Raw genomic sequence first — 26248 nt, forward strand, 5'->3', positions numbered from 1 at the left:
CAATTTATGTTACTTGCAGTAACAGATTGATCGGGACGGTAACACAGCGCAAGCAGCTTGGTAAGAGGCCGAACCGCGACCTCCCGGATCACGAGCCGATGTCAGCCCGGACAACAGCGTGACCAGGACGTGAACCGACGGTGACCGAAGGTCATCGCTACACAGGCTTGTTCACATTTCCACAGGACAACCTGGGTAAATCGGTCATTCGCCGGGGCATCCCCATCCCGGACCGCCTGCGGAGGAAACAGAACACCCCGCACCGAAGAGGTGCGGGGTGTTCGTTGAAGCTGTGAAATTTGTGGAGCCTAGGAGATTCGAACTCCTGACATCTGCCTTGCAAAGGCAGCGCTCTACCAACTGAGCTAAGGCCCCGTCCCGCGTCAGCGGTTGGTTACCTCGTGCCAGACGTCCTCGCTGCGCTGCTGCGAGCGCAGCTTGGTGAGGCCGAAGATCACTGCCGCAGCTGTCGCAATGACCAGCAGAATCTTCATGCTCGAACCCTTCGTCGGCACGGGGAGTGGGCCTAGGAGGACTTGAACCTCCGACCTCTTCCTTATCAGGGAAGCGCTCTAACCGCCTGAGCTATAGGCCCGTGACCGGCCCGATTGATCGTGTCTCTCGAACCGAGGCATGACACTACCCCACCGACCCGCAGCCGCCAAAATCGGGCCGGTGGGGACGCAAAAGACCAGGTCAGTCACGGTTCGCGAGCGACCAATCGGTCACGGTTCGCGAGGAGCGACCAGTCAGTCACGGTCTGCCAGAGTCACCTCGACACCGCCGACGAGGTCGGTGCAGAGGTTGTAGATGAACGCGCCGACGGTCGCGAGCGCTGTGAACAGCACGATGTTGATGCCGCCGATCAGCGCCGAGTAGCCGAACACCTGGCCGGCCGTCACCAATCCGGAGTCGGAGGACTCGGACACGATGTCGGTGAACGCGTTGTTCAGCCGGTCCCACACGCCCATGCCGTCGAGCACGATGTAGAGGAACCCGACCGCGAACATCCACACGAAGAACATCGCCACCGACAGCACCAACGCCACCTTGAGCGTGGACCACGGGTCGACCTTGCGGATCTGCACGGAGGCCCGCAGCGGATCCCCGACCGGGGTGGTCGCGGCGACCATCACGGACGGCTTCTTGCCCGGCGCCTTCTCCGCTGCGACCGGCGTCGGATGCTTGACCTCCGACAGGTCCGGCAAATCCTTCGCGAGATCCTCGCGGTCGATGTGCCGGGTCGGGCCGTCGATCACCGCGGCCTTCGCCTGCGCGGCCTGCTTCTGTGCCGCCCGCGCCGGATCGGCGGCCGAACGCTGCCCGTTCGGACGTGCGGCAGCCTGCTGAGCTGCGGACTGCGCAGCGGCGGGCTTGCCGGCAGCAGAGGGCTTACCGGCCACCGGCTGGGCAGCGGTCGGCTTACCGGCCACCGGCTGGGTCGGATTACCGGCCGCCGGCTGGGCAGCGGTCGGGCCGGCGGGCTTTCCCGCCGCCGGCTGGGCACCCGCCTGGGTGCCGCGCTGCCACGGCGGGGTCTGGGCACCGGGTCGCGCCGCCCCGGCCGCGGGTCGGCCCGCAGCCGGCTGCTGCGGGGCCTTCCCGGCCTGCTCCGGGCGCTGCGGCACCTGACCGGTCGGTGCGGGCGGGACGGTCCGACCGTTGGTCTGCATCTCCGGCCCGGACTTGGCCTGGGCCGCGGCCTGTGCACCCGACGCGGGCTGGGCCGACGGTCCACCCGGGGCGCCCGCCGCGGGTGCCCCGGTCTTGGCCGCGGGCGCCTTCGTGGTGGGCGCGTCGGCACCCGCCGCCCGCGGTGCGGCCGGCGCCGAAGTCGGCTGCCCCGCGGGAACGTCCTTCGCCGCGGGCTGCGCAGGTTGCGACGTCACCGGGGCGGCCTTCGCCTCGGGCGCCTTCGGGTCCCCGGATCCGGGAGCCGCAGGCCCGGACGGTGTTCCCTTCCCGGACGCGGCGACGGGCACCACCGGTTCGGGACCCGGCCGACCCGGCGCGGAACCGTTCGCGGCCGGGGCCGCGGACGCGGCCCCGTTCGCGGCCCCGGTGGGCCCGGTCTTCGCGGCGGGAGGCTGCTGCCCCTGCGCGGCGGGACCCGCCGGGTTCGGCCGGTCACTGCCGGGCTGGTGGGGAGTGCTCACTTACGACTCCTTCGCTGCATCGGTCGCGGCGGCGTCGGACTCCTCCGGTTCGTCGGCATTGCGCGCGATCGCGAGCAAGTTGTCGCCGTCCCCGAGGTTCATCAACCGCACGCCCTTGGTCTGACGGCCGGCCTTGCGCACCTGCTTGGCCGCCGTACGGATCACACCTCCGCCGGAGGTGATGGCGTACAGCTCGTCGTCGTCTTCGACGATGAGCGCTCCGACCAGGGTGCCACGCTTGGGGTCGTACTGGATCGTGAGTACGCCCTTGCCGCCGCGACCCTGGACCGGGTAGTCGTCCATCGGGGTGCGCTTGGAGTAACCGCCGGACGTCGCGACCAGCAGGTACGTGCCCTCCTTGACGACGTTCAGCGACAGCAGCGCGTCGTCCCCGTTGAACCGCATGCCTTGCACACCGGACGTGGCACGACCCATCGGGCGCAGCGCCTCGTCGGTCGCGGAGAACCGGATCGACTGTCCCTGCTCGGAAACGAGCAGCAGGTCGTCGTCCGCGGAGCACAGCACCGCACCGACCAGCTCGTCCTCACCGCGCAGGTTGATCGCGACGATGCCGCCGGACCGGTTCGAGTCGAAGTCCGACAGCTTGGACTTCTTGACCAGGCCGTTGCGGGTCGCGAGCACCAGGTACGGGGCATCCTCGTACGACTTGATGTGGATGATGCCCTGGATCCGCTCGTCCGGCTGGAACGCCAGCAGGTTCGCGACGTGCTGGCCGCGGGCGGTGCGGGAGGTCTCCGGCAGCTCGTACGCCTTGGCGCGGTAGACCCGGCCCTTGGTGGTGAAGAACAGCAGCCAGTCGTGGGTCGAGCAGACGAAGAAGTTCTTGACGATGTCGTCCTGCTTGAGCTCCGCGCCCTTGACGCCCTTTCCACCACGCTTCTGCGAGCGGTACAGGTCGGTCTTGGTGCGCTTGGCGTACCCGGTCTCGGTGATCGTGACGACCACGTCCTCGCGGGCGATCAGGTCCTCGTCGGAGACGTCGCCGTCGGCGGCGATGATGCGGGTGCGGCGGTCGTCGCCGTACTTGTCGACGATCTCCTTGAGCTCGTCGCGGACGATCGCGCGCTGACGCTCCGGCTTGGCGAGGATGTCCTGGTAGTCGGCGATCTCACGCTCGATCTCGGCGAGCTCGTCGACGATCTTCTGTCGTTCGAGGGCGGCGAGGCGGCGCAGCTGCATCGCCAGGATGGCGTCGGCCTGGATCTCGTCGACGTCGAGCAGGTTCATCAGACCCGCGCGGGCGATGTCGACGGTCTGCGACGCCCGGATCAGGGCGATGACCTCGTCGAGCGCGTCCAGCGCCTTGACCAGACCACGCAGGATGTGGGCCCGCTCCTCGGCCTTGCGCAGCAGGTACCGGGTGCGGCGGATGATGACTTCGAGCTGGTGGGCCGTGTACAGCCGGATCATCTGGTCGAGGCGCAGCGTGCGCGGCACTCCGTCGACGATCGAGAGCATGTTGCAGCCGAACGTGGTCTGCAGCTGGGTGTGCTTGTAGAGGTTGTTGAGCACCACCTTCGCGACCGCGTCCCGCTTGACGGTGACCACGATGCGCAGGCCGGCCCGGTCCGAGGACTCGTCGTGGATGTCGGAGATACCGGCGATCTTCGCGTCCTTGACCTGCTCGGCGATCGCGTTGACGAAGTTGTCCGTGTTGACCTGGTACGGCAGTTCGGTGATGACGATCGTGGCCTGGCCCTTGGCGTTCTCCTCGATCTCCACGACGCCGCGCATGCGGACCGAGCCCCGGCCCGTGCGGTACGCGTCCTGGATGCCCTGGCCGCCGACGATCAGGCCCGCGGTCGGGAAGTCCGGCCCCTTCACCCGCTCCATCACGGCTTCGAGGGTGGTTTCCTCGTCCGCGTCCGGGTTGTCGAGCGCCCAGTAGATCGCCTCGGCGACCTCACGCAGGTTGTGCGGCGGGATGTTGGTGGCCATACCGACGGCGATGCCGTTGGAGCCGTTGATCAGCAGGTTCGGGATGCGGCTCGGCAGAACCGTCGGTTCCTGCGTCTTACCGTCGTAGTTGGGGGCGAAGTCGACCGTCTCGTGGTCGATCTCGCGCAGCATCTCCATCGCGAGCGGCGTCAGACGGCACTCGGTGTAGCGCATGGCTGCGGCGCCGTCGTTGCCTCGGGATCCGAAGTTGCCCTGGCCGTCGACCAGCGGATAACGCAGCGACCACGGCTGCGCCATACGCACGAGGGTGTCGTAGATGGAGGAGTCGCCGTGCGGGTGGTAGTTACCCATGGTGTCGGCGACAGGTCGCGCGGACTTCACGTAACCGCGGTCCGGCCGGTAGCCGTTGTCGTACATCGCATAGAGCACGCGCCGATGCACGGGCTTGAGACCGTCACGCACGTCCGGTAGGGCGCGGCCCACGATCACGCTCATCGCGTAGTCGATATAGCTGGACTGCATCTCCTGCTGGATGTCCACCGGCTCGACGCGATCGTGCCCCGGTTCGTCCGGCGGCATCGTGGTGTCAGTCATCGGCTCCTCTTCTTCTCAGCTTCTGTGGTGCCGGGTGCGACGGCCGCGGGCAGAGCCCGCGAACCCGGGGCGACGGTCGACATCGAAAGCGCATGCTCCCTTCCGTCCCGCGTCGCACAACTACACAAGTCTATAGGTGCTGGTCAGCCGGAAGCGGCAGCCGTGGCTGGTTGTCGCCGATCACCCCGTCACGGGGAGACGGGTCAGGGCTGCCGCTGGTCCGCGTCCTGCTGGATCCACAGGCGGGCCTGCGCCTCCAGTTCCGCGGTCGCCCGGTCGGAGGCCATCAGCAGCGCGACGGTCGGAACCGTCAGGATCAGCATCCCGACCACGAACGCAGGGAACAGGATCCCGAACACCTCGACCCCGGGCGGGGTCGGCGAAATGCCGTCGAGCCGGACCCGCAGCGCCGCCATCATCGCCCCGTGCATCACCACCGGGGCCACCGCGACCGCGATCGACCCACCGGCGAGGACCACCCGTGGCACGTCCGCGGCTGCCATCCACAGCACGCCGATCGACGCGATGACGGCGACCACTCCCGCGACGGAGATCAGGGCGGCATCCATGTAGGTCCGACCCTGCACCTCGATGGCCTTCATCGCGACGTAGTAGCCGGCCGTCAGACCGAGTCCCATGACCACCGCACCCGACATCACCTTGACGATGCGGGTGTCGCTGTCGGACTCGACTTCATCCGCGGAGCGCGGGCTGCTGATCAGCAATCCGGCCACCGTGGCGAGCAGGCACAGGACCAGCGATCCCACGACCCGGACCGGGTCGTAGCGGACCGCGCTGCCGTCGACCGCGAATCCGGCCGTCGTCACGACGTTCGCGAGCCAGAACGACACTCCCCCGATCGACAGCGCGGCGACCAGCATCCAGAGCCGACGCCGGTTGGCGGCGTAGGCGGCGCGCCGCGCGCATGCGATCCCCACATACGTGCCGACGGCCGCGGTCCCGACGGCGAGGAAAACGACCCAGAGTCCCATCGACAGGTGGTGCACAGCTTGGTCCGACATGCTTGCGGCTCGCCGCCTTTCGGTGTGGTCGGGCCCATCGGTGTGGGATGTCGCGCAGTCAGGCGACAGGCTGACCGAGCCGCCGCAGCGCGTACTCGGTGACGGCGACCAGCGCGCCCTTCGCGGATTCCCGGTTGCGGGCGTCAATGGACATGATCGGCACCTCGGCGGAGACCGCCAATGCCTGCCGGATCTCCTCGTGCGGGTACCTCGGCGAGTCGTCGAATTCGTTGATCGCCACCAGGAACGGCAGGCTGCGGGCCTCGAAGAAGTCGACGGCCGCGAACGACTCGTCGAGTCGCCGGGTGTCGATCAGGACGACCGCGCCGATCGCGCCCCGGATCAGGTCGTCCCACATGAACCAGAAACGGTTCTGACCGGGCGTCCCGAACAGGTACAGCACCAGATCCTCGGCCAGGCTGATCCGGCCGAAGTCCATGGCCACCGTGGTGGTGGCCTTGTGTGGGGTGGCGCTGAGGTTGTCGACGCCGTCCGAGGCGTTGGTGACCAGCGCTTCCGTTCTCAGTGGCACGATCTCGGAGACCGACCCGACCAGGGTTGTCTTGCCGACACCGAAACCACCGGCAACGACGATCTTGGTCGAGGTCACCCGGCTGGGCCGAGGATCAGAGCTTGCGAAGTCCACCGAGGACCCTTTCGATCAGTTCACGACGATCGTTGTCGCTCGAATCGTCCTGAAGGGTTGCCTGGATCCGGACGTGGCCGGCCTCGACGAGATCGGCCACCAGTACCCGGGCCACGCCGATCGGAACGCCCACGCGGGCGGCGATCTCGGCCACCGACGGCGATTGGACACACAGTGCCACGATCGCCGCATCGACGTCGCCGAGTTCGAGAGTCCGGTTCTCGGGGTCCGGCAACGACTGGATCAACGCTTCGATGGCCAGCTCCACCTTGGGCTTCGTGCGTCCCGAGGTGAGCGAGTAGGGCCGGACCAGGCTCGGTCCGGACCCACCGTGGGCGTTCATGTACGGCTCGTCCATCGTGTCTCCCGGCTCAGGTGCCGATCGACGAACGCGGCACCGCCTGGACGGACGCGCCGACCCGGTCGACGAGCAGTGCCATCTCGTAGCCGACTTGGCCGATGTCGCAGTTGGTGGAGGTCAGTGCCGCGAGGTGCGAACCGTCGCCGACGCTCATCAGCAGCAGGTAGCCGTGCTGCATCTCGACGACGGATTGCAGCACTCCGCCACCGTCGAACAGGTTCGAGACACCGGCGGACAGGCTGGCCAGCCCGGACGTGACGGCGGCGAGCTGCTCGGCCCGGTCGGTCGGCAGGTGTGCGCTGCCGGCCATCAGGAGACCGTCCGCGGAGACGAGGACCGCATGCGAGACGCCCGGCACGTCGCGGGCGAAGTTCGACACGAGCCAGTCCAGCGGATGGCCGTCGGACACCAGGTCGCTGCTCATCAGTCTCCTCCGTTGCTGTTGCGTTCGACGGTGCCGGCGGCACGGCCCGCGCGAATTCCCATTTGATGACGGCTGAGGTTCTCACGGACGGCCTCCGGGTCTCGCACCCGACTCCGCGCCGCCGCCGACTCCGCGCTGCCCGGCACGAGACGCCGGCCCGGGGTCCGCTGCGGCAGACCCGACTCGGTCCGGCCGTCGATCGGGGCTTCGGCGGCACGACCCGCCGCCTGCCAGCCCTCGTCGGACGCGGAATTCCACGACCGTCCCTGGCTGCGCTCTTCGGTCGGGTCCGTCAGCCAGTCGGACACCATGCCCGAGAAGATGGGTGTTCCGGTGGCCGTGACATCTTGCGTCGCACCGGGGTTCGGCCGGTTCTGGAAGAACGACGCGGTCTTGACCGGGTTGCTCCGGTAGCGGTGCCGGGTACCCGGCGCGGACTCGTCCGACGGGAACTCCGGGCTCGGGGCCACGGGGGGCGCCACGACCGGCGGTGCCTGGACCGCGGGGGCGGCCGTCTCCGGACGCGGCGCGCCGCTGGCGCCGGGTGTGCGTTGCGGGAGTCCTGCGGTCGCACCCGGCACCCGCTGCGGCAGGCCGCCGGCCGGAGCGCTCACGGGGTTCGCCGGAGGCACGGGCGACTCGACCGGCCGTGCCGACGAGGCGGGAGCGGGGGCCGGAGGCGGTGCGGAACGGGTCGGCACGGCCGGCGTCGGCCCCGTGACGAGCTGCGGCATCGCGCCCGACTGGACGACGGTCACCTGCGGCAGAGCGCTGGTCTCGATTCGCTGCTGCGGACCGGTCAACTCCATCTCCACCGGCGACATCAGCAGCGTCGCCGGGATGTGCACGCTCGCGGTGATGCCCTGTTCGCGGCCCTCTCGCATCGAGTGCCGCAGCCGGACGGTCAGGCCGTGCCGTGCCGCGAGCCGACTGACCACGAACAGGCCCATGTGACGCGCCGTCTCGGGTCCGATCTGGCCGCCGGAGGCGAGGCGTTCGTTGATCACCGCGAGATCCGCGGCCGGGATGCCGATGCCCTGGTCGGTGACCTCGAGCAGGACCCCGCCGTCCGCCGCCCGGGCGAAGGCGATCCGCACCTTGGTGTCCGGCGGAGACGCTCGCAGCGAGTTGTCGAGCAGCTCGGCGAGCAGGTGCATGATGTCGGTCGCGACGCCACCACCGAGGGCACCGTGCGGGGTCGGCCCGACCTGGACGCGCTGGTACTCCTCGACCTCGGACATCGCGGCACGCACCACGTCGCCGAGCTGAACGGGCGCCGACTGGGTGCGCCGGGTCTGGGTGCCGGAGAGGATGAGCAGGTTGTCGCCGTTTCGGCGCATGCGTGCGGCCAGGTGGTCGAGCCGGAACAGGCTCTCCAGACGCTTCGGGTCCTTCTCCTCGAACTCGAGGGTCTCGATCAGACCGAGCTGCTGGTCGACGAGGGACTTCGAGCGGCGGGCCAGGGTCTCGAACATGTCGCCGATCTGAAGTCGCAGGCTGGCCTGCTCACCGGCGAGTTTGAGGGCCTGGGCGTGGATGTCGTCGACGGCGCGGGCCAGCTGCCCGATCTCTTCGGTGGTCTGGACGGGGACCGGTTCGAAGTGCTTGACCGCCTCCGCGTCACCGGTCATGACCCGGTCGATCGCCTCGGGCAGGTCCTTGCGGGCCACCTGCAGTGCACCGAAGCGGAGCCGGCGGACCGGGCCGACCAGTGACCGGGAGACGAGCAGGGCCAGCACCAATGCCGCGAGCAGCGTGGCGAGAACGATGGCCGCGTCACGCAGGGCGGCCGAGCGGGTCTCGTCGGCTCGCGTGTTGACGGTGGTGGAGATGGCGTCGGCGGCCTCGTTCACCAGCGAGCTGTAGATCGCCACGCTCTTGACCAGCGAGTCACGCAGTTCGAGCTGCGGCATGGTTCCACCGAGGGACGAGTCGATCAGCTGCAGTCGCGTGTGCACACCGTTCCGCAGGTCGTCGAGCTTGTCCTCCGCGCCGGGGAAGGAGCGGCCCAGCGAGTCGATCATCGCGATCTCGGCACCGGAGGCGGTGATCAGGTCGGTGAGCGACCCGTTGGAATTCTTGATCAGCACCAGTGCCGCGGTGACCTGGTCGGCGAGACGACGCTGCGCGGACCAGGCGTCCACCAGGTGGGTGTGCGCCGTGATGACCTCGCGGTCGTCGATCGGCGCGACGATGGAGTCGATGACGCTGGTGAGATCCTGGCGGATGACCGTCGTGCGGGCCGGCAGATCGGCGGGCATCGGCGCACCGGACTTCATGCCGGCCAGGATCTCTTCGATGGCACGGATGTTGGCCTGGAGCTGATCGGTGACCGCAGCAGGCATCTCGGGGTTGGCCGCGTCCGCCTTGGCCCTCTCGAGCGACTTCTCCGCGTCCGCGATGTCCTCGGGCTGGAGCGTGCTGGAGTTGTAGGCGGCAGAGAGAAGGCCGAAATCGGTGCCGAGCCGGACGATGTTCGGGACGGCCGCGACCTGGTCCGCCGCCGAGCTGTAGTTCACGGCGCGGCTCAGCTCGTCCTGGACCCGCAGGCCACCGAGCACCATGGCGACGGTGAGGGGGATCGCGAGCACTGCGGTGACCTTCCACCGCAGTCCCCAACCCTCGAGGTTCCAGAGCCTGCGTGCAGGCGGTGCTTGTTCGTTCATCTCTCCAACGGCTCACTTTCCACCCAGGTCCGGTACCGGTCCGCCGACCTGCACCGTCCTCCCCTACCACCGAGTGCTCTCACGGGCGCCGAATCAGACTGCTGGGCGATACCGGAGTGTAGATGCTGGGAACCGGTCGCAGAAGTGCGAATGTACCCATTTGGTTATCGTGTCGTTATCAAATCGGGCGCGGCCTCAATCACATGATGCCTCGTGAGCATCATCCGTCACTCCCGATTCACGTTTACCCCCACGGGGGCCATTTGCCACCAACAAGGCCGCACATCGGTGTGACATGTATCACCTCGATGTGCGGCCTCGTTAGTAACGCTCAGACGTCCAGGAAACGGACATCCTTCGCGTTACGGGTGATGAAGCTGCGCCGGGCCTCGACGTCCTCGCCCATCAGGACGCTGAACAGTTCGTCGGCCGCAGCGGCGTCGTCGAGGGTGACCTGCCGCAGGACGCGTACCGACGGGTCCATCGTGGTCTCCCAGAGCTCCTTGGCGTTCATCTCGCCCAGACCCTTGTAGCGCTGGATACCGTCGTCCTTGTTGATCTTCTTGCCCGCCGCGAGACCGGCCTCGAGCAGCCCGTCCCGTTCGCGATCCGAGTAGGCGAACTCCGGCTCGGTCCGCTGCCACTTGAGCTTGTACAGCGGCGGCATCGCCAGGTAGACGTGGCCGTGCTCGATCAGCGGACGCATGAAGCGGAAGAGCAGCGTCATCAGCAGGGTCGAGATGTGCTGGCCGTCGACGTCGGCGTCGGCCATCAGCACGATCTTGTGATACCGCAGCTTGCTGATGTCGAACTCGTCGTGGATGCCGGTACCGAACGCGGTGATGATCGACTGGACCTCGGCGTTCTTGAGGACGCGGTCGATGCGGGCCTTCTCGACGTTGATGATCTTGCCGCGCAGCGGCAGGATCGCCTGGTACATCGAGTCGCGGCCGGACTTGGCCGAGCCGCCGGCCGAGTCGCCCTCGACGATGTAGATCTCGCACTTGCTCGGGTCGTTGGAGCGGCAGTCGGCCAGCTTGCCGGGCAGGCCGCCGATGTCGGTGGCGCTCTTCCGGCGAACCAGTTCGCGTGCCTTGCGGGCGGCGGTGCGCGCCTGCGCCGAGGACACCGCCTTGTTCACGATCGTCTTCGCATCGGCCGGGTTCGACTCGAACCAGTGCGCGAGGTGCTCGTTGCACGCCTTCTGCACGAACGACTTGACCTCGGTGTTGCCGAGCTTGGTCTTGGTCTGGCCCTCGAACTGCGGCTCGCCGACCTTGACCGAGATGATCGCGGCCAGTCCCTCGCGGATGTCGTCACCGCTGAGCTCGGGATCCTTGTCCTTGACCAGCTTCTTGTCCTTGGCGTACTTCTTCACCACCGACGTCAGGGCCGCACGGAAGCCCTCCTCGTGCGTTCCGCCCTCGTGGGTGTTGATGGTGTTCGCGAAGGTGTGCACCGACTCGGAGTAACCGGAGTTCCACTGCATCGCGATCTCGAGCTCGTGCCCGGTGCCCTTGGCGGTGAACCCGACAACGGAGTTGTGGATGGGCTGCTTCGCGCGGTTGATGAACCGGACGTAGTCCTCGAGGCCACCCGGGTAGTGGTAGACGCGGGACTTGACCTTGTGAACGGGGGCCGCCGATTCGGCCTCGCTCTCCGTCGCGGTCTTCGGCGCGTCCGCAGTCGTGCTGACGACGTCGTCGGTGATCTCCTCCTCCGCGACGCGCTCGTCGGTGAGGGTGATGGTCAGACCCTTGTTGAGGAACGCCATCTCCTGCAGGCGACGCGCAACCGTCTCGAAGTTGTAGTTCGTGGTTTCGAAGATCTCCGGGTCCGCCCAGAACCGGACGGTGGTGCCGGTCCGTTTCGTCGGCTCCCCCTGGATCAGCTCGCCCGGCACCGCCTTGGTGTAGGTCTGGAACCAGTGGTGTCCGTCGGTGTCGATCTCGACCTCGAGCTTCGTCGACAGCGCGTTCACGACGGAGATGCCGACGCCGTGCAGACCACCGGACACCGCGTAGGCGTCGGAGTCGAACTTGCCGCCTGCGTGCAGCTGGGTGAGCACGACCTCGACGGTCGGGGCGCCCGAGGCGTGCATGCCGACCGGGATGCCACGGCCGTCGTCGACCACCTCGATGCCGCCGTCCGCGAGCATCGTGACCTCGACCTTGGTGGCATGACCGGCCATCGCCTCGTCGACCGAGTTGTCGACGACCTCCCAGATCAGGTGGTGCAGACCGCGCTCCCCCGTGGAGCCGATGTACATGCCGGGACGTTTACGGACCGCCTCGAGACCCTCGAGGACGGTGATCGAGGAAGCGCCGTACTCCTTGTTACCAGTGCTCTTGTCTGACTTCTGGGCAGCCACGGGAGGTGTGCTCTCCTTCTCGTTCACACGACGGTCCCCCGCACGACGGTCGATCGCGCGAACGGTTTCGCCGGCATGGCGATCGCGGCCGGCGACGCGGCCGCGAGGTACCGAACCATCCTACTGGTTGACCCGGACAGCAGGGCACCTGCGACACCCCTGAGCTGCCCGTAGACGCAGTTTCGGCGACTCGGCTACCCCGGGAAGACCGTCAGGCGGTGACCGCGGAGCCGTTCGTTTGCGGACGTGCGATCACGTCCTCCACGAAGCTCGCGGTCAGCCGCGCGATGTCCGGCGCGTGTGAGAGCGGAGCCCAGTGCCCGGCCGGGATCTCGACGCGCCGCAGGTCAGAGGCCCAGCGGGCGGTTTCCTCGAAGGCGAACGGCAGCACCGCCTTGTCCCTGGTGTTCACGATCAACTGCACCGGCACGTCCGTGCTGCGCTCACGAGGCCGCAGGAGCCGGTGCCGGGTGTTCGCGCGATAACGTTTGAGTCCGTTCGCGGCGTCCCGGCCGATCGTCACCGCCGGCCGCGCGAGTGTCGGCTCCATCCTGTCGAACAGGGACAGGAACAGCGGCCAGCGCGGAGCCAGCAGGCGGCCCGTGACCAGTTCCGGCACCACGGGTACGTGGAAGAGCAGCGCGTAGAACGATGCCGCCGCCTGCGCCAGCACCTGCCCGACACCCCGGGGGGTGGGGTTGCGCAGGTTCCGCCGCATCCAGTGGCCGAGGTGGTCGAAGCACCATCCCGAGGTCGAGGTCAGCGACGCGATCCGCTCCCCCGCCCCGAGCGCGCACACCGCCTCCCACGACTCGAGCGACCCCCAGTCGTGCGCGAGCACGTGCACGGGCTCGCCGCGGCCGACCGCATCGATGACCGCGAACAGGTCGCTCGCGAGGCACTCGAGGTCGTAGTCGGCGACGGCCCCCGGCGAGGTGGACCGGCCGGCGCCGCGGGTGTCGTAGGTGACGACCCGGAACCGGTCGGTGAGCAGTCCGGCTACGTGATCCCACAGCAGGTGGGTGTCCGGCCAGCCGTGTACGAGCACCAGTGTCGGGCCGTCGGGGTTCCCCTGCTCGAACACCGCGAGTTCGATGTCGCCGTTGCGGACCGTGGTCGCGACGGGGAGTGACGAGGGAATGTCGTTGGTGCCGTTTCTCATTCGTCGTTCCTTCGGGTTGTGGCTCTCAGAGATCGAGCACGAGGCGATCCCCGGCGGACCGGGACACGCAGATCAGCATCTCGTCGCGCTGCTGTTCGGGGGTGAGCCGCGATTCCCGGTGTTCGGGCGCGCCGGAGATGACCCGCACCCGGCAGGTTCCACAGAACCCCTGCTGACAGGAATAGCCGACCCCGGGCTGCCTCCGCCGCACCACCTCGAGCACCGACTCGTCGGCGGGCACCGTGAGAACCTCCCCACTGCGGGCCAGTTCGATCTCGAACGGAGTTCCGTCGAGAACCGTTGGAGCTCCGAATCTTTCGAGGTACAGCGCGGCGGCAGGGGTGGACGCGAACGAGGTGCGCACGAGGTCGAGCATGGGAGCCGGGCCGCAGCAGTAGACCGCGCCGCCCGACACCGCCCGCCCGAGCAGGTCGGCCGCGGTCGGCAGTCCGTGTTCGTCGTCCGTTCGGACGAAAACCCTTTCCTGTTCCCATTTTTCGATCTCCTCGAGGAACGGCATCGTCTCCCGCGACCGGCCGGAGTACACGAGTTGCCAGTCCATCCCCAGGATGCGCGCCCGGCGGACCATCGCGATGACGGGGGTGATCCCGATACCGCCCGCAACGAACAACGCGCTGCCGTGCCCGACGAACGGGAAGCCGTTGCGGGGGCCGCGCACGGTGACGGTGGATTCCGGTTCGAGGGCGTGCATCTCCAACGAGCCGCCCCCGCCGTCCGGCACGGCCCGCACCGCGACCGTGTAGTGCGCGCGGTCGGCCGGGTCGCCGCACAGCGAGTACTGCCTGCGCCGACCCGACGGCAGGTGGAAGTCCAGGTGACATCCCGGCTGCCAGGCGGGCAGGTCGGTGCCGTCGACGGCGCCGAACGTGAGGGCGACGACGTTCCGGTCCCGGGCCACGATCCGCCGGTCCGTGACCACAAGGGTCATCGCGGAGTCGGGGCCCGGCCCGGCGTGCGTGGGGTCGTAGTCGCGGCGGCCGACCACCCCGACGTAGCGCTCGACGACCGCCTCGAGCGCACCCATCACCCGGTCGGGGCGGCCGCGACCGCGCAGATCCCGGGGAATCGTGGGCCTGGGTCGGTGAATCATCTTCGGCAACATCACTTCTCGTGCTCCGGACTCTTCAGCGGACAGCAGTCCGCGCGGCGGGCGAGGACGCGAGGTAGGCGACGGCCTGCGCGGTGGACCCCTCGTGGGACGGGTGGTATTCGCGCCGGAAGTACCGACTCATCCGCTTGACCAGGTCGGTCGCGGTCGGCAGCACCCCCCTCTTGCCGGCGGACCGGAAGTCCGACCAGTGCGGCCGCCGCCGGTGCGGCGCCCAGTTCGCGAGGTCGGGATCGTTGGCCATCAGGAACCGGGTACCGCGGATCCACAGGTAAACCAGCGCCGGCGTGGCCACCAGCTGCGTGCGCAGCCGCCGGGACTCACGTGTGTCGAAGTAGCGCATCACGTCGTACGCGACGGACCGGTGCTCGACCTCCTCCGCACCGTGCCACCGGAGCAGGTCGAGCATCGTCGGGTGCACACCGGCGCCGTCGAGGGCTCTCGCATTGAGAACCCAGTCCCCCAGGAACGCGGTGACGTGCTCGATCGCCGCGATCAGCGCGAGCCGCTCGACGAGGTAGTTCTCCCGGCGCCCGGCGGTGAGCGGCCGGGGGCCGAGGAGCGTGGTGAAGACCCAGTTCATCTGGTCCGTGTAGGCGGTGGTGTCCAACCCCTTCGCCCGCAGATGCTCGAGAACGCCGGAGTGGGCGTTCGAGTGCATCGCCTCCTGGCCGATGAAACCGGCGACGTCGTCGCGCAGCTTCTCGTCCTCGATCAGCGGGAGCGCTTCCTTGAACGTCTCGACGAACCAGTCCTCGCCGGCGGGCAGCAGGATGTGCATCACGTTGAACACGTGGGTGGTGAACGGATCCCCGTCGACCCAGTGCATCGGCAGATCCGACCAGTCGAACCGGACGTTGCGCGCGTGCAGCAGGAGATGATCGGGTTCGACGGCTTCGGCGGTCATGGTCGTTCCCCTTCCGGCGACGTGCGGCGTCGCCAGTGACACAGTTCACGAATTCAGGTAACTGTAACACTGGGTAATAGACAATCCCACCCCTCGAGGGGCCCGGATTCGGCTATCCGTAGGTGTCCCGCGGGCCGCGACCGCGAATGTGCCGCTCGCCCTTCCGCCAGCTGGGGGCCGTCGGCCCGGTTATCCGCAGGCTGGTGACCACACCGTCCCCGACCGCGGCCGCGATCTTCGCGAGGATCTGGGTCTGCATCAACCGCAGCTGCGTCGCCCACGCGGTGGATTCGGCGGCGACGCTGAGCACACCGTCCCGCAACGCCACGGGTTCCGCGTGTGCGGAGATGTCCTCCCCGACCACCTGCGGCCACCGTCCGAGCACCGTGCCCTCGGACACCCTCGGCGACCAGCCCCGGCTCTTCGCGACGGAACTGGCGAGGGCGCCGAACGGTTGCGGATCGCGGGCATCGGGACGCGCACCGGACCAGCCACGTCGGCCCGTCGTCCGAGCCCGGGGTTTCGGCGACGACCGGCCCTGGCCGACGGACTTCCCGCTGGCCTTCGCCGCGGCCCGGGCCTCCTCCAGCGCGCGCCGGGCCAGGTCGATGCCGCGCAGTTCCGGCTCTCCTCCACCGGCGCTCTCGCCCGCCGGTTTCGACTCAGCACTCATCGGCACTCCCTTCTCCTCTCGATCATCCCAGGCAGCCCGCCCGCGAGGGCTCCCCGACATCCGAGTGAACGGAAGCCGTCACTCGACGAGATCGACCGAACGCTTCCGTTCACTCCGCCGGCGGCAGTCAGCGGAGGGTCGAGGTGCGGCCGTCGGGCCGCTCGACGGCTTCGACCGCGAACCGGGTGGCGTCCAGTTCCTCCGGCACGTCCTCGGCAACGGCGGCCGTGATCAACACCTGCTCGGCGTCGGCCGCCACCTCGGCAAGAGCCCGCCGCCGCTTGCGGTCGAGTTCCGCGAAGACGTCGTCGAGCATCAGCACCGGGTCGGTACCGTCGGATCGCAGCAGGGAGAACGCCGCCAGCCGCAGCGACAGCGCGAACGACCACGACTCGCCGTGGCTGGCGAACCCCTTCGCCGGCTGGTCCCCCAGCCGGAGGTCGAGGTCGTCGCGGTGCGGCCCGACGAGGCAGACGCCGCGGTCGATCTCCCTGGGCCGCGCCTGGGCCAGTTCGTTCAGAAAGCATGCCTCGAGCAGTTCGACGTCGTCTCGGGTCCACTGCCGCTGCGGATCGGTCAGCTCCGGCGGCATCGACGCACCCAGACTCGACCGGTAGCCGATCGCCGCCGGCCGCGATTCCGGCGCGATGCGGGCATAGGACGCGGCCACGTGCGGGCCCAGTTCGGCGACCAGACGCATCCGGGCCGCCAACAACTCTGCGCCGTGCGCAGCGAGGTGGCCGTCCCAAACATCAAGGGTGGCAAGGGCACTCGTGCCATCACTCGCCCGGGTGCCACGCCGCAACGCCCCGCCGGCGGTCTTGAGCAACGCCGACCGCTGCCGCAGCACCTTGTCGTAATCCGCACGGGCCGCGGCCATCCGGGGAATTCGGCTGCTGAGCAGTTCGTCGAGGAACCGGCGCCGCTCTCCCGGGTCGCCCCGGACCAGCGACAGGTCCTCCGGCGCGAACAGGACGCCGCGAAGCACTCCGAGGATCTCGCGAGGCCGGCGCAACGGTGAGCCGTTCATCCGAGCCCGATTGGCCTTGCCGTCGTTGATCTCGAGGTCGATCGCGAGCTCACGACCGTCGTTGACGACCACGGCCCCGATCTGCGCGGACGACGCCCCGGCCCGGATCAGGGGCGCATCCGTGGACACCCGGTGCGAGGACAACGTCGCCAGGTAGCCGAGTGACTCGAGCAGGTTGGTCTTGCCGTGACCGTTCGGGCCGAGGAACAGCGTGATCCCCGGCCCCGGCTCCAGGGTGACCGCATCCCACGATCGGAAGTCGCGGAGCGTGAACTTACGGACGAACACCCTATGGCTGCTCGGATTCCGAAATCCGTTGCACGGCATGGCCTCCGAACTGATTTCGCAGTGCGGAGACGGCCTTCATCGCCGGGGAGTCGGCCTGCCGCGACGCGAACCGTGCGAACAGCGCGGCCGAGATCACCGGGGCGGGCACGGCGTGCCGGATCGCCTCCTCCACGGTCCAGCGGCCCTCTCCGGAGTCCTGGGTGTATCCGGAGATCTCCGCGAACTCGGGATCCTCCGCGAGCGCCTTGACCAGCAGGTCCAGCAGCCACGACCGGACGACGGTGCCCTTCGTCCAGGCCCGCAGCACCCCGGGAACGTCGGTGACGAGGCCCTCCGCGTCGAGGAGTTCGTAGCCCTCGGCATAGGCGTGCATCAACCCGTACTCGATGCCGTTGTGGACCATCTTCGCGTAGTGCCCGGCTCCGACCGGTCCGGCGTGCACGAAGCCGTCGGCCCGCTCGCCCTCGGGCCGCAGTGCGTCGAAGATCGGCATCGCGCGAGCCACATCGGACTCCGCGCCGCCGACCATCAGCCCGTACCCGTTCTCGAGGCCCCACACCCCTCCGGAGACGCCGCAGTCGAGGAAGCCGATTCCGTTGCGCGCCAACAATTCCGCGTGTGGACCGTCCTCGGTGAACCGTGAATTTCCGCCGTCGACGACCAGGTCGCCGCCTTCGAGGATCTCGGTGAGCTCGGTCACGGTTTCGTGGGTGATCTGCCCGGACGGCACCATTACCCACACCACCCGAGGTGCCTCGAGGGCGGCCGCCAGCTCCGACAGCGAGGGAACGTCCGACACTTCGGGCCGCGGGTCGTACCCGACCACGTCGTGCCCGGCCCGACGCAACCGTTCGCGCATGTTGAAGCCCATTTTCCCGAGGCCGACCAGTCCCAGTTGCATCGGGCGGTTCCCTTCGGTCGAGGACGGAGAATGCGGTGACGGTTGCCGTTCGGCGATCAGCCCGGGAGCCGGACCGGCATCAGCAGGTAGGTGTAGTCACTGTCGGGCGCGGCGAACGTCCCGCTCTCCCCCGGCTGCGGCTCCTCTTCCGCGGCCGGACGCAGCACGGCCGGACGGCTCGGGGTGGTGAACCCGAAGGTGACCCGGTCGCTGTGCAGCGAGGTCAGACCCTCCGTCAGGTAGGTCGGGTTGAAGGCGATGGTCAGCGCCTCGCCCTGGAACTGGGCCTCGAGGGCCTCCTCGGCACGGCCGGCATCCTCCCCACCGGCGGCGAGCAGCAGTCCGTCCTCGGAGAACTGCATCCGGACCTGGGCGCCCCGTTCGGCGACGAGTGCGACGCGCTTGATCGCGTCCACCAGCGGCGCAACCTCGACGGTCGCCACCGCGGTGTGCTCGGGCGGCAGCAGCTGCCGGAACTTCGGGAACTCGGCGTCGAGCAGACGGGTGGTGGTGCGACGCCCCTCACCGACGATGCCGAGCAGGCCCTCCGAGCCCACCGACGAGCCCGCGCCGAAGGCGAGTTCGACCGGCGAATTCGATCCGCCACCAAGGGTTTTCGCTGCCTCGGACAACGTCTTCGCCGGGATCAGGACGGCGGCACTGGTGTCGGGGTTGGCGGGCATCCACTCGATCTGTCGGACCGCGAGCCGGAACCTGTCGGTCGCCGCGAGCACCACATTGGTGCCCTCGATCTCGACCCGGATTCCGGTGAGCATCGGCAGGGTGTCGTCCTTGCCTGCCGCGACCGCGACCTGACCGATCGCCTCGGAGAACACATCGACGGGCAGCGAGCCGGTCTGCTGCGGAAGTTCGGGAAGCTGGGGATAGTCCTCGACCGGCATGGTGGGCAGGGAGAACTTCGCGCTGCCGCAGGTGATCAGCACGCGGGCGCCGTCGACGACCAGGTCGACGGGCTTGGCCGGCAGGGACCGGGTGATGTCGGCGAGGAGTTTGCCGGAGACGAGGGCCTGCCCGGGCTCGGAGACCTCGGCGGAGATCCGGACCTGAGCGGAGACCTCGTAGTCGAACCCGGAGATCGTCAGACCCTGCTCGTCGGCGGAGATGAGCACACCACCGAGAACGGGTACCGGAGGCCTCGACGGGAGACTGCGGGCCACCCATGCGACGGAATCTGCAAAGTCTTCCCGGGCGACCCGAAATTTCATGCTCCCGAGCTCCATCGCTGGGCTGATCCTCTCCGTAGGCACATCGCGTCGCCGCTGCGTTGGTGCGAACAGCGGACAGAAGCCCACCGTAAGCCCTCCGGCGAGAAGTTGAAAGCCGGAGGCGGTTCATGTCCGAGCGTGGCGCGAGTGCCCACGGATGGACTGTGAATGGCTTCTCTCCACACAACCTGTTTTCAGAAGAAGATCTTCGAAGAGAATCAAGCAGTAGTAGTAGGTCCTGTGAATTCTGTGCACAAGGGCCTGTCCGCGCAGGTCTCCGCGCATACCGGCGTGGGGAATCCGTGTGGACGGGCCGGGGATCAATTGTGGGTGGCTGTGGATGTCCACGGAGTTGTGCATGTTCATCCACCGTCTGTCCACAATTGATCCCCCGTTGTACCCCCTGTTGTTCACATCCCTGTGGGGTGGAGGCGCCGATTGCTCCCCAATATCGTTCACATCCCTGTGGAGACCTGGGGATGATGCGCCGGACACGGCGATGTGCTGGGAATACGGAAACGGCGGACCGTCATGAGGACGACGGTCCGCCGGAAACAGCAGTGGGAACGGGTCAGCGGGCGCGCTGCTTGATGCGCGCGGTGAGTTCCTGCACCTGGTCGTAGACCTTGCGCTGTTCCGTCATCTGCTTGCGGATCTTCTTGTCCGCATACATGACGGTGGTGTGGTCGCGGCCGAACGTGTTGCCGATCTTCGGCAGCGAGAGGTCGGTCAGCTCGCGGCACAGGTACATCGCGATCTGCCGGGCCTGGGCCAGCGGACGCGTCTTTCCGGGCCCGCACAGATCCTCGATGGCCATCCCGAAGTAGTCCGAGGTGGCCGCGATGATGGTGGAAGCGTCGATCTCGAGTGGGGTCGCGTCGGGCATCAGGTCCCGCAGCACCACCTCGGCCAGGCTGAGGTCCAGCGCCTGTCGGTTCAGCGAGGCGAACGCTGTCACCCTGATCAGCGCGCCCTCGAGCTCGCGGATGTTGCGGTCGAGTCGGCTCGCGATCAACTCCAGGACGTCGTGGGGGACGTCCAGCCGGTCCATCCGCGCCTTCTTGCTGAGAATCGCGATCCGGGTCTCGAGTTCCGGCGGCTGGACATCGGTGATCAGCCCCCACTCGAACCGCGTCCGCAGCCGCTCCTCGAGCGTCGCGAGCTGCTTGGGCGGCCGGTCCGAGGTGATGACGATCTGCTTGTTCGCGTTGTGGAGTGCCTCGAAGGTGTAGAAGAACTCCTCCTGGATGCCTTCCTTGCCCTCGATGAACTGGATGTCGTCGACGAGGAGCACATCCGTCTCGCGGTATCGGCGTTTGAACGCGACCTTCCGGTCGTCGCGGAGGCTGTTGATGAAGTCGTTCGTGAACTCCTCCGTGGAGACGTATCGGACCCGGATACCGGGGAACAGTCGCCTGGAGTAGTGGCCTGCGGCGTGGAGCAGGTGGGTCTTGCCGAGCCCGGAGGAGCCCCACACGAACAGCGGGTTGTACGCGCGGGCGGGTGCCTCGGCGCACGCGACCGCCGCCGCGTGCGCGAACCGGTTGGACGCACCGATGACGAAGGTGTCGAACGTGTACTTGGCGTTCAGGCTGTTCCCGTCCGCGACGGTCCTCGGCGTCACGGCTGGTTTGGTGAAGTACGACGGCCACGACTCGTTGACGCTGGCGATGGCCTCACCGTCCTCGTCCACCTCGTCGTGCTCACCGGGGTCGGGCTCGAAGAGGTCGGCGTCGCCGATGCCGGGTCGGCGGCGGCGGAATGCCTCGACACTGACGGTGCCGGCATTCGCTGCGTCCGATTCGCTCTGCCGCAGGGGCGTCGGCTCCGGTGCCGCGGGCACCGCAGGGAGTGCGGGAGCCAGGGGTACTGCCGGGGCGGGCTCCGCTTCGGTGGGGGCCGCCACCCGGACCCCGAGGCCCTCGACGCCCTCGCCGACGTGGCGGTTCAGCGCTCCCAGGATGGGTTCGCGCAGGTCACGCTCGATCGCTTCCTGAACGAAGGACGATGGAACCGACAGCAGGGCGAACCCCTGAGCGAGGGTGAGCGGACGAACCAGCGCGAGCATGGCTTTCTGCGCCTTGGTGAGCGGGTGACCGGATTCGTCAGCCGTCAGCTCGGCGAGGACCTCCACCCACACTCGTGCCAGTGTGTTCGCTTCCTCGTTCAACTTCGGCCCTCCCGAATCCGTGCCTGGGGAGTCGCGTCCGCCCGATTCGGTCGGCGTTCGCGGGCTGTTGGCCCCTGGGGATAACTTCCCCGCACAAGGGTACGAATATGCCACCTGATCTGTTTTTCCACACAATTATCCACAAGTGTGGATAACCCTTTTCTGCGCTGCCGAACGACCCCGGCGGGGTGCCGGCGCCGCCGCGTGCCGCTCTCACCTGGGCAGATGTCGATGGGCTCAGGCGCTGACACTCGGGACCGGGGTGCCGAGGACCACACTACGCACCACCCCTGTGCACAGGGGTGGTCGCTTCGCAAGCACCCCGGGGAGCGTGGCGTGTCGGTCCACGTCGCCGGTTTGACCTGACCGCTGGGGCTGCGTAGTCTCGTACAGTCACCCGAATTCGAGGTGGCGGTTTCGTGCTGACCACGTGGTGTCCTCTGCGGACGCGAGATTGGCCGGTGCACCGCTGTCGTCGGGGGACCACCGGATTTCAGTTACAGACGGTGCCGACCGGCGCCGCCGATTTACAAGGAGTGTCGACCGTGGCCAAGGGCAAGCGGACGTTCCAGCCGAACAATCGCCGCCGCGCGCGCGTTCACGGCTTCCGTCTCCGGATGCGGACCCGTGCGGGCCGCTCCATCATCTCTGCGCGTCGCCAAAAGGGCCGCGCTTCCCTCTCCGCCTGACCCGTTTGAGCGCGGGAGCTCGGGGTGCTGCCTGAGCCGCACCGGTTACGTCGTCGGGCGGACTTCGCGTCCACCGTTCGTCGTGGCCGACGTGCGGCCCGTCAGGACGTGGTTGTTCACGTTCTGACGGAAGTCCGGGCAGATTCGCTGGTCAGCGACCCGGGTCCGCGTTTCGGTTTGGTTGTGAGCAAGGCTGTCGGGCCGGCGGTGATTCGACATCGAGTCGCACGCCGGCTTCGTCATATCTGCGCCGGCCTGGTCGACGAGGTGTCCGAGGGCACGTACGTGGTGATCCGCGCGCTCCCCGGCGCCGCGACGGCCTCGTCGACCGACCTCGACCGGCAGCTCCGGTCGGGGTTGCGCAAGTTGAACCTCATCGGTGGGTAAGTCGCATGACAAGCAACCGCTCGGCGATCACGGGTCGGCTCGGAGCCATCCGGCGGGCCCCGGCGCAGGTGTTGATCTTCTGCATCGAGCTGTATCGGACCTACGTCTCCCCGACCCGGATGCCGACCTGCCGATTCACCCCCACCTGCAGCGAATACGCGGTCGATGCCCTGCGTGAACGCGGAGCCGTGGTGGGATCGGTCCTGACCGTGGTGCGGCTGCTCAAGTGCGGACCGTGGCATCCCGGCGGCTGGGACCCGGTGCCGCTGCGCGGATCCGACCGTCGCGGCGAGCGTGCCGACGCGGCCCTGGACACTGGCAAGAACTCCCACGATCTGGTGAACGTGGGCGAACAGAGGAGTACCTAGAGCCGTGCTCGACTTCATCTACTACCCGGTGTCCTGGATCCTGTGGGTCTGGCACAAGGTCTTCGGCTCCTTCCTTGGCGCGGACAACGGCTTCGCCTGGGCGCTGTCGGTGATGTTCCTCGTGTTCACCCTGCGCGCCATCCTGTACGTGCCGTTCGTCAAGCAGGTGCGCACCACCCGGCAGATGCAGGAGCTGCAGCCGCAGATCAAGGCGCTGCAGAAGAAGTACGCGAACGATCGCCAGCGCATGGCACTGGAGATGCAGAAGCTCCAGAAGGAGCACGGGTTCAACCCGCTGATGGGCTGCCTGCCGGTCCTGCTGCAGGCACCGGTGTTCATCGGTCTGTTCCACGTCCTGCGGTCCTTCAACCGCACCGGCACCGGTTTCGGCCAGCTCGGGATGTCGGTGGAGGAGAACGCGAACACCGCGAACTATGCGTTCTCGGCCGCCGACGTTCAGTCGTTCCTCGACGCGCGTCTTTTCGGTGCGCCGATCGCCGCAGCGATGACCACTCCGACGGCGCAGCTCGAGGCATACGGTGTGCCGATCCCGACGGTGTGGACCATCGCCGCCGTCGCGATCCCGCTGATGATCATCGCGTCGGTCGCCACGCACTTCAACTCCCGTGCGTCGGTGGCCCGCCAGAGTGAGGCCGCTGCCGCGAACCCGCAGGCCGCGATCATGAACAAGCTGTCGCTGTGGGTGTTCCCGCTCGGCGTGCTCGTCGGTGGCCCGTTCCTGATGATCGCGATCCTGCTCTACTGGGTCTCGAACAACATCTGGACCTACGCGCAGCAGCACCTGGTGTTCCGCCGCATCGACGCGGAAGAAGAAGAGAAGAAGGCCAAGGCCCTCGAGCGTCGCGCGGAGAACGCGCCGAAGCCGGGTGCGAAGCCGGCGGCGAAGAAGCGCAAGGGCGCCTCCGCCGCGCAGCAGGCCGCCGCGATCGAACCCGCCGCCGACGCGGAATCATCCGACACCTCGAGTTCGTCGAAGGATTCGCCGACGGCTTCCGGACCGGGATCGAAGCCCAAACCGGGCGCGAAACCGTCGGGCAACCGCGGCAAGAACACCAAACGCAAGCGCTGAGCCGGCGCTCCGACTGCTGAGCGCGGCAGCGCTCCCCCTTCACAGAGAAGAGAACGACGATGGCGAATGATCCGGAAACCGGACGGGACGGAGACGACGAGGTCGTGGCGGACGTGACTGTGGATGCGCCCGTGGACGAGATCGACGAGGAGGACGCGCTCGTCGAGGAGGGCGAGATCGCCGGCGACTACCTCGAACAGCTGCTGGACGTGCTCGACTTCGACGGCGACATCGACCTCGACGTCGAGGGTGACCGGGCCGTGGTCAGCATCGACGGTGGCGACGACCTGACGAAGCTGGTCGGCCGCAGGGGCGAGGTGCTCGATGCCCTGCAGGAGCTCACCCGGCTCGCGGTGCAGCAGGCGACCGGCGAGCGCAGCCGCTTGATGCTGGATGTCGCGGGCTGGCGTGCCGGCCGACGCACGGAGCTCACCGAGATCGGACTGGCCGCTGCGAAGCGGGTGCTCGAGTCCGGCGAGCCCGAGTCCCTCTCCCCCATGACGCCGTTCGAGCGCAAGATCGTGCACGACGCGGTCGCTTCCGTCGACGGTGTGTCGAGCGAGAGCGAGGGTGCCGAGCCCTCGCGTCGTGTGGTGGTCCTGAAGGACTGAGACCGTAGATCCTCGCGAAGGGGCTCCCGACCATCAGGTCGGGAGCCCCTCGTCGTGTCACGGGCGCATGTTTCACGTGAATCACCGTGAAACTGGTGGGGCGTCGAGACAGGTCCCTGGTTCCGGGCCGTCGACGAGCGTGCACCTGCCGTCGCGCGCTCAACGGCGGACGCCGCGAAACGCGCTCTCGGCGAGTTCGTCGCCTGCCGGCCAGTTCATCCCCAGGCCGGCCGGAACCTGTGGAATTCGGTGTCGTCGATGTGGATATTGCGCTTTGACCCCGAAGGATGGCGTCGCCGAGGTTTCCCCAGGGTTGTGGATAACATGTTTGCTGAGCTCACCGACCGAGACGTCACCGCCATGAACACGGCAGGCGCGGCGAGCTGATCCACATCGACTTCAAAGGACTCGGCGGCATCCCGGACAGCGGTGGGCGCACAGGGTTCGGAGCGCCGGCCGCAGGGCATGCTCCGGCGTGGGTTGTGCCCAGCCCTCGCTCGTCTACTCCGAGTGCGCTTCACCGACGGAGAGATCCTCACCGACAGGCGCAGGGAGACGGCGGCCCGGTTGTGGACCCGTGCCCACGCGCTCTTCACCGCCCACCGGATCACCGGTGCACGACCGACGAGTGATTCAACCGAACCCTCGCCGTCGAATGGGCGTTGGGCGACTCCCACCGGTTCGAAGCGGCCCGCTCGGCGGCGTACCGGAATCGGCTGCACAACTACGACCGACACCGACCCCACATCGGGATCGCGGGACGGTCGCCGATCTCGACCTCGGCGGCGTTCGCAACGTCCCCGGGAAGTGCGAGCCAGGGCACGTCGCTCCCACTCCCCCGCCTCGGCGCCCTGGCGCTCAATCGCTGACGCGTTTGTCGCCGCGCCGGTGCCACGGCCGGTATCGGCTCTGTCTTCGCGCAGGAGCGGAGTCCGTGGAGCGACTCCGACGTCTGGTCGGACGGCGAGTGTTCCGCCGAGTGCATCCAAGAGGGATCGGGAGACCACCCGAGGCGCCATCGGGGTGTCCCGGCCCCGGAGTGCACGGAGATTCTGACGTGATCGACTGGAGCGCAACAGCTTTCGAGTATGTGACTGCGGCCGAGGCGTGGTGACGGGGAGATGGGATCACGAAACGGGGTGGATGCGGCGATTGGATGACCGCGCAGACCGGACCGTTTCGTCACTGTGACACTGGTGGGGCCACCCGGTCGCGGTCGAAGGGAATCGAGGCGCCGCTCGAGTTGGATCGAGCGACGCTCCATGGTTCAGGCTCCCGGTGTCGGCCGGCCCGCAGCGGGGTGACGAGCACTTGCCGTGGCTGCCTCGGTTGTTGCCTGTCCTGCCGGTGGGGAGCACGGAGCCGCGTATCGGCTTCGCCCTCCGATCCGCCAGGACCGCGGGGAGTTCTGGAGTGGTGTGCGTTGCCGGTGGGGCCGACGATGACCACGCCGTGCG

General features: G+C 68.1%; 22 protein-coding genes and 2 tRNA genes. 5 read left to right on the forward strand and 19 right to left on the reverse strand.

The features are described from left to right. Positions 1–302 precede the first annotated feature (302 nt). The 19 genes from ACWEPG_RS14370 to dnaA all read right to left on the reverse strand — a co-directional run bounded on the left by ACWEPG_RS14370 (position 303) and on the right by dnaA (position 21646). Positions 303–375: transfer RNA gene (locus tag ACWEPG_RS14370), tRNA-Ala, on the reverse strand. 8 nt (positions 376–383) lie between these two features. Then, on the reverse strand, positions 384–494 hold the full coding sequence (locus ACWEPG_RS14375) for a DLW-39 family protein (protein WP_450113879.1): 111 nt from the start codon (positions 492–494) through the stop codon (positions 384–386). 27 nt (positions 495–521) lie between these two features. After that, positions 522–595 (reverse strand) — tRNA-Ile (locus tag ACWEPG_RS14380). 154 nt (positions 596–749) lie between these two features. Beyond that, positions 750–2156 carry a DUF3566 domain-containing protein gene (locus ACWEPG_RS14385; RefSeq protein WP_452594653.1) on the reverse strand — a complete coding sequence of 469 codons (1407 nt, stop codon included), beginning with the start codon at positions 2154–2156 and terminating at the stop codon, positions 750–752. Continuing rightward, positions 2157–4670 carry a DNA gyrase subunit A gene (gyrA, locus tag ACWEPG_RS14390; protein WP_450113877.1) on the reverse strand — a complete coding sequence of 838 codons (2514 nt, stop codon included), beginning with the start codon at positions 4668–4670 and terminating at the stop codon, positions 2157–2159. Between the two features lie 203 nt (positions 4671–4873). After that, positions 4874–5692 carry an MHYT domain-containing protein gene (locus ACWEPG_RS14395; RefSeq protein ID WP_450113876.1) on the reverse strand — a complete coding sequence of 273 codons (819 nt, stop codon included), beginning with the start codon at positions 5690–5692 and terminating at the stop codon, positions 4874–4876. Between the two features lie 58 nt (positions 5693–5750). Then, positions 5751–6302: a GTP-binding protein gene (locus tag ACWEPG_RS14400; protein ID WP_452594654.1), complete on the reverse strand. Its 552-nt coding sequence runs from the start codon at positions 6300–6302 to the stop codon at positions 5751–5753. Between the two features lie 16 nt (positions 6303–6318). Beyond that, complete coding sequence (locus ACWEPG_RS14405; protein ID WP_450113874.1) at positions 6319–6696, reverse strand: DUF742 domain-containing protein; 378 nt, start codon at positions 6694–6696, stop codon at positions 6319–6321. Positions 6697–6709: 13 nt separating this feature from the next. After that, positions 6710–7123, reverse strand: coding sequence for a roadblock/LC7 domain-containing protein (locus tag ACWEPG_RS14410; RefSeq protein ID WP_450113873.1), 414 nt, complete (start codon positions 7121–7123; stop codon positions 6710–6712). Next, entirely contained in the window at positions 7123–9789 is a 2667-nt protein-coding gene (locus ACWEPG_RS14415; protein ID WP_452594655.1) for an ATP-binding protein, read from the reverse strand. Before ACWEPG_RS14415 ends, ACWEPG_RS14410 begins: the two co-directional genes overlap by 1 nt. A 331-nt stretch (positions 9790–10120) precedes the next feature. After that, positions 10121–12160: a DNA topoisomerase (ATP-hydrolyzing) subunit B gene (gene gyrB / locus ACWEPG_RS14420; protein WP_450113871.1), complete on the reverse strand. Its 2040-nt coding sequence runs from the start codon at positions 12158–12160 to the stop codon at positions 10121–10123. Positions 12161–12371: 211 nt separating this feature from the next. Then, positions 12372–13322 carry an alpha/beta fold hydrolase gene (locus tag ACWEPG_RS14425; protein ID WP_452594656.1) on the reverse strand — a complete coding sequence of 317 codons (951 nt, stop codon included), beginning with the start codon at positions 13320–13322 and terminating at the stop codon, positions 12372–12374. A gap of 25 nt (positions 13323–13347) precedes the next feature. Beyond that, complete coding sequence (locus tag ACWEPG_RS14430; protein ID WP_452594657.1) at positions 13348–14433, reverse strand: PDR/VanB family oxidoreductase; 1086 nt, start codon at positions 14431–14433, stop codon at positions 13348–13350. Positions 14434–14467: 34 nt separating this feature from the next. Further along, the gene (locus ACWEPG_RS14435; protein WP_450113868.1) at positions 14468–15358 is read right to left on the reverse strand and encodes a metal-dependent hydrolase; all 891 of its coding nucleotides are present in this window, start codon (positions 15356–15358) and stop codon (positions 14468–14470) included. A 112-nt stretch (positions 15359–15470) separates the two neighbouring features. After that, positions 15471–16031 carry a DUF721 family protein gene (locus ACWEPG_RS14440; protein WP_450113867.1) on the reverse strand — a complete coding sequence of 187 codons (561 nt, stop codon included), beginning with the start codon at positions 16029–16031 and terminating at the stop codon, positions 15471–15473. Between the two features lie 127 nt (positions 16032–16158). Next, complete coding sequence (gene recF / locus ACWEPG_RS14445; RefSeq protein WP_452594658.1) at positions 16159–17349, reverse strand: DNA replication/repair protein RecF; 1191 nt, start codon at positions 17347–17349, stop codon at positions 16159–16161. A gap of 1 nt (position 17350) precedes the next feature. Further along, positions 17351–18250, reverse strand: coding sequence for a phosphogluconate dehydrogenase (NAD(+)-dependent, decarboxylating) (gene gnd / locus ACWEPG_RS14450; RefSeq protein WP_452594659.1), 900 nt, complete (start codon positions 18248–18250; stop codon positions 17351–17353). Between the two features lie 56 nt (positions 18251–18306). After that, positions 18307–19491, reverse strand: coding sequence for a DNA polymerase III subunit beta (gene dnaN, locus ACWEPG_RS14455; RefSeq protein ID WP_450113864.1), 1185 nt, complete (start codon positions 19489–19491; stop codon positions 18307–18309). A gap of 556 nt (positions 19492–20047) precedes the next feature. After that, positions 20048–21646: a chromosomal replication initiator protein DnaA gene (dnaA, locus tag ACWEPG_RS14460; protein ID WP_450113863.1), complete on the reverse strand. Its 1599-nt coding sequence runs from the start codon at positions 21644–21646 to the stop codon at positions 20048–20050. Between the two features lie 545 nt (positions 21647–22191). Here dnaA and rpmH point away from each other — a divergent pair. Genes rpmH through ACWEPG_RS14485 form a run of 5 tightly spaced genes read left to right on the forward strand, consistent with a single transcriptional unit; the run spans position 22192 to position 24791 of the window. Then, complete coding sequence (gene rpmH, locus ACWEPG_RS14465) at positions 22192–22335, forward strand: 50S ribosomal protein L34 (RefSeq protein WP_084734434.1); 144 nt, start codon at positions 22192–22194, stop codon at positions 22333–22335. A 24-nt stretch (positions 22336–22359) separates the two neighbouring features. Further along, on the forward strand, positions 22360–22722 hold the full coding sequence (rnpA, locus tag ACWEPG_RS14470) for a ribonuclease P protein component (protein ID WP_450113862.1): 363 nt from the start codon (positions 22360–22362) through the stop codon (positions 22720–22722). A 5-nt stretch (positions 22723–22727) separates the two neighbouring features. Further along, complete coding sequence (yidD, locus tag ACWEPG_RS14475; protein ID WP_450133843.1) at positions 22728–23090, forward strand: membrane protein insertion efficiency factor YidD; 363 nt, start codon at positions 22728–22730, stop codon at positions 23088–23090. Positions 23091–23094: 4 nt separating this feature from the next. Further along, positions 23095–24180, forward strand: a complete 1086-nt coding sequence (yidC, locus tag ACWEPG_RS14480; protein ID WP_450113860.1) for a membrane protein insertase YidC — start codon at positions 23095–23097, stop codon at positions 24178–24180. 59 nt (positions 24181–24239) lie between these two features. Then, positions 24240–24791: a Jag family protein gene (locus ACWEPG_RS14485; RefSeq protein ID WP_450113859.1), complete on the forward strand. Its 552-nt coding sequence runs from the start codon at positions 24240–24242 to the stop codon at positions 24789–24791. Positions 24792–26248 lie beyond the last annotated feature (1457 nt).

Source organism: Rhodococcus sp. NPDC004095 (assembly GCF_053604015.1).

What these genes read in the sequence shown, in the direction of transcription:
- ACWEPG_RS14435 (WP_450113868.1), bottom strand. Translation starts at nt 15,358, where the DNA reads ATGACCGCCGAAGCCGTCGAACCCGATCATCTCCTGCTGCACGCGCGC.
- ACWEPG_RS14425 (WP_452594656.1), bottom strand. Translation starts at nt 13,322, where the DNA reads ATGAGAAACGGCACCAACGACATTCCCTCGTCACTCCCCGTCGCGACC.
- ACWEPG_RS14415 (WP_452594655.1), bottom strand. Translation starts at nt 9,789, where the DNA reads ATGAACGAACAAGCACCGCCTGCACGCAGGCTCTGGAACCTCGAGGGT.
- yidD (WP_450133843.1), top strand. Translation starts at nt 22,728, where the DNA reads ATGACAAGCAACCGCTCGGCGATCACGGGTCGGCTCGGAGCCATCCGG.
- ACWEPG_RS14375 (WP_450113879.1), bottom strand. Translation starts at nt 494, where the DNA reads ATGAAGATTCTGCTGGTCATTGCGACAGCTGCGGCAGTGATCTTCGGC.
- ACWEPG_RS14485 (WP_450113859.1), top strand. Translation starts at nt 24,240, where the DNA reads ATGGCGAATGATCCGGAAACCGGACGGGACGGAGACGACGAGGTCGTG.
- gyrA (WP_450113877.1), bottom strand. Translation starts at nt 4,670, where the DNA reads ATGACTGACACCACGATGCCGCCGGACGAACCGGGGCACGATCGCGTC.
- ACWEPG_RS14430 (WP_452594657.1), bottom strand. Translation starts at nt 14,433, where the DNA reads ATGATTCACCGACCCAGGCCCACGATTCCCCGGGATCTGCGCGGTCGC.
- dnaN (WP_450113864.1), bottom strand. Translation starts at nt 19,491, where the DNA reads ATGGAGCTCGGGAGCATGAAATTTCGGGTCGCCCGGGAAGACTTTGCA.
- gnd (WP_452594659.1), bottom strand. Translation starts at nt 18,250, where the DNA reads ATGCAACTGGGACTGGTCGGCCTCGGGAAAATGGGCTTCAACATGCGC.
- ACWEPG_RS14405 (WP_450113874.1), bottom strand. Translation starts at nt 6,696, where the DNA reads ATGGACGAGCCGTACATGAACGCCCACGGTGGGTCCGGACCGAGCCTG.
- ACWEPG_RS14395 (WP_450113876.1), bottom strand. Translation starts at nt 5,692, where the DNA reads ATGTCGGACCAAGCTGTGCACCACCTGTCGATGGGACTCTGGGTCGTT.
- ACWEPG_RS14410 (WP_450113873.1), bottom strand. Translation starts at nt 7,123, where the DNA reads ATGAGCAGCGACCTGGTGTCCGACGGCCATCCGCTGGACTGGCTCGTG.
- ACWEPG_RS14440 (WP_450113867.1), bottom strand. Translation starts at nt 16,031, where the DNA reads ATGAGTGCTGAGTCGAAACCGGCGGGCGAGAGCGCCGGTGGAGGAGAG.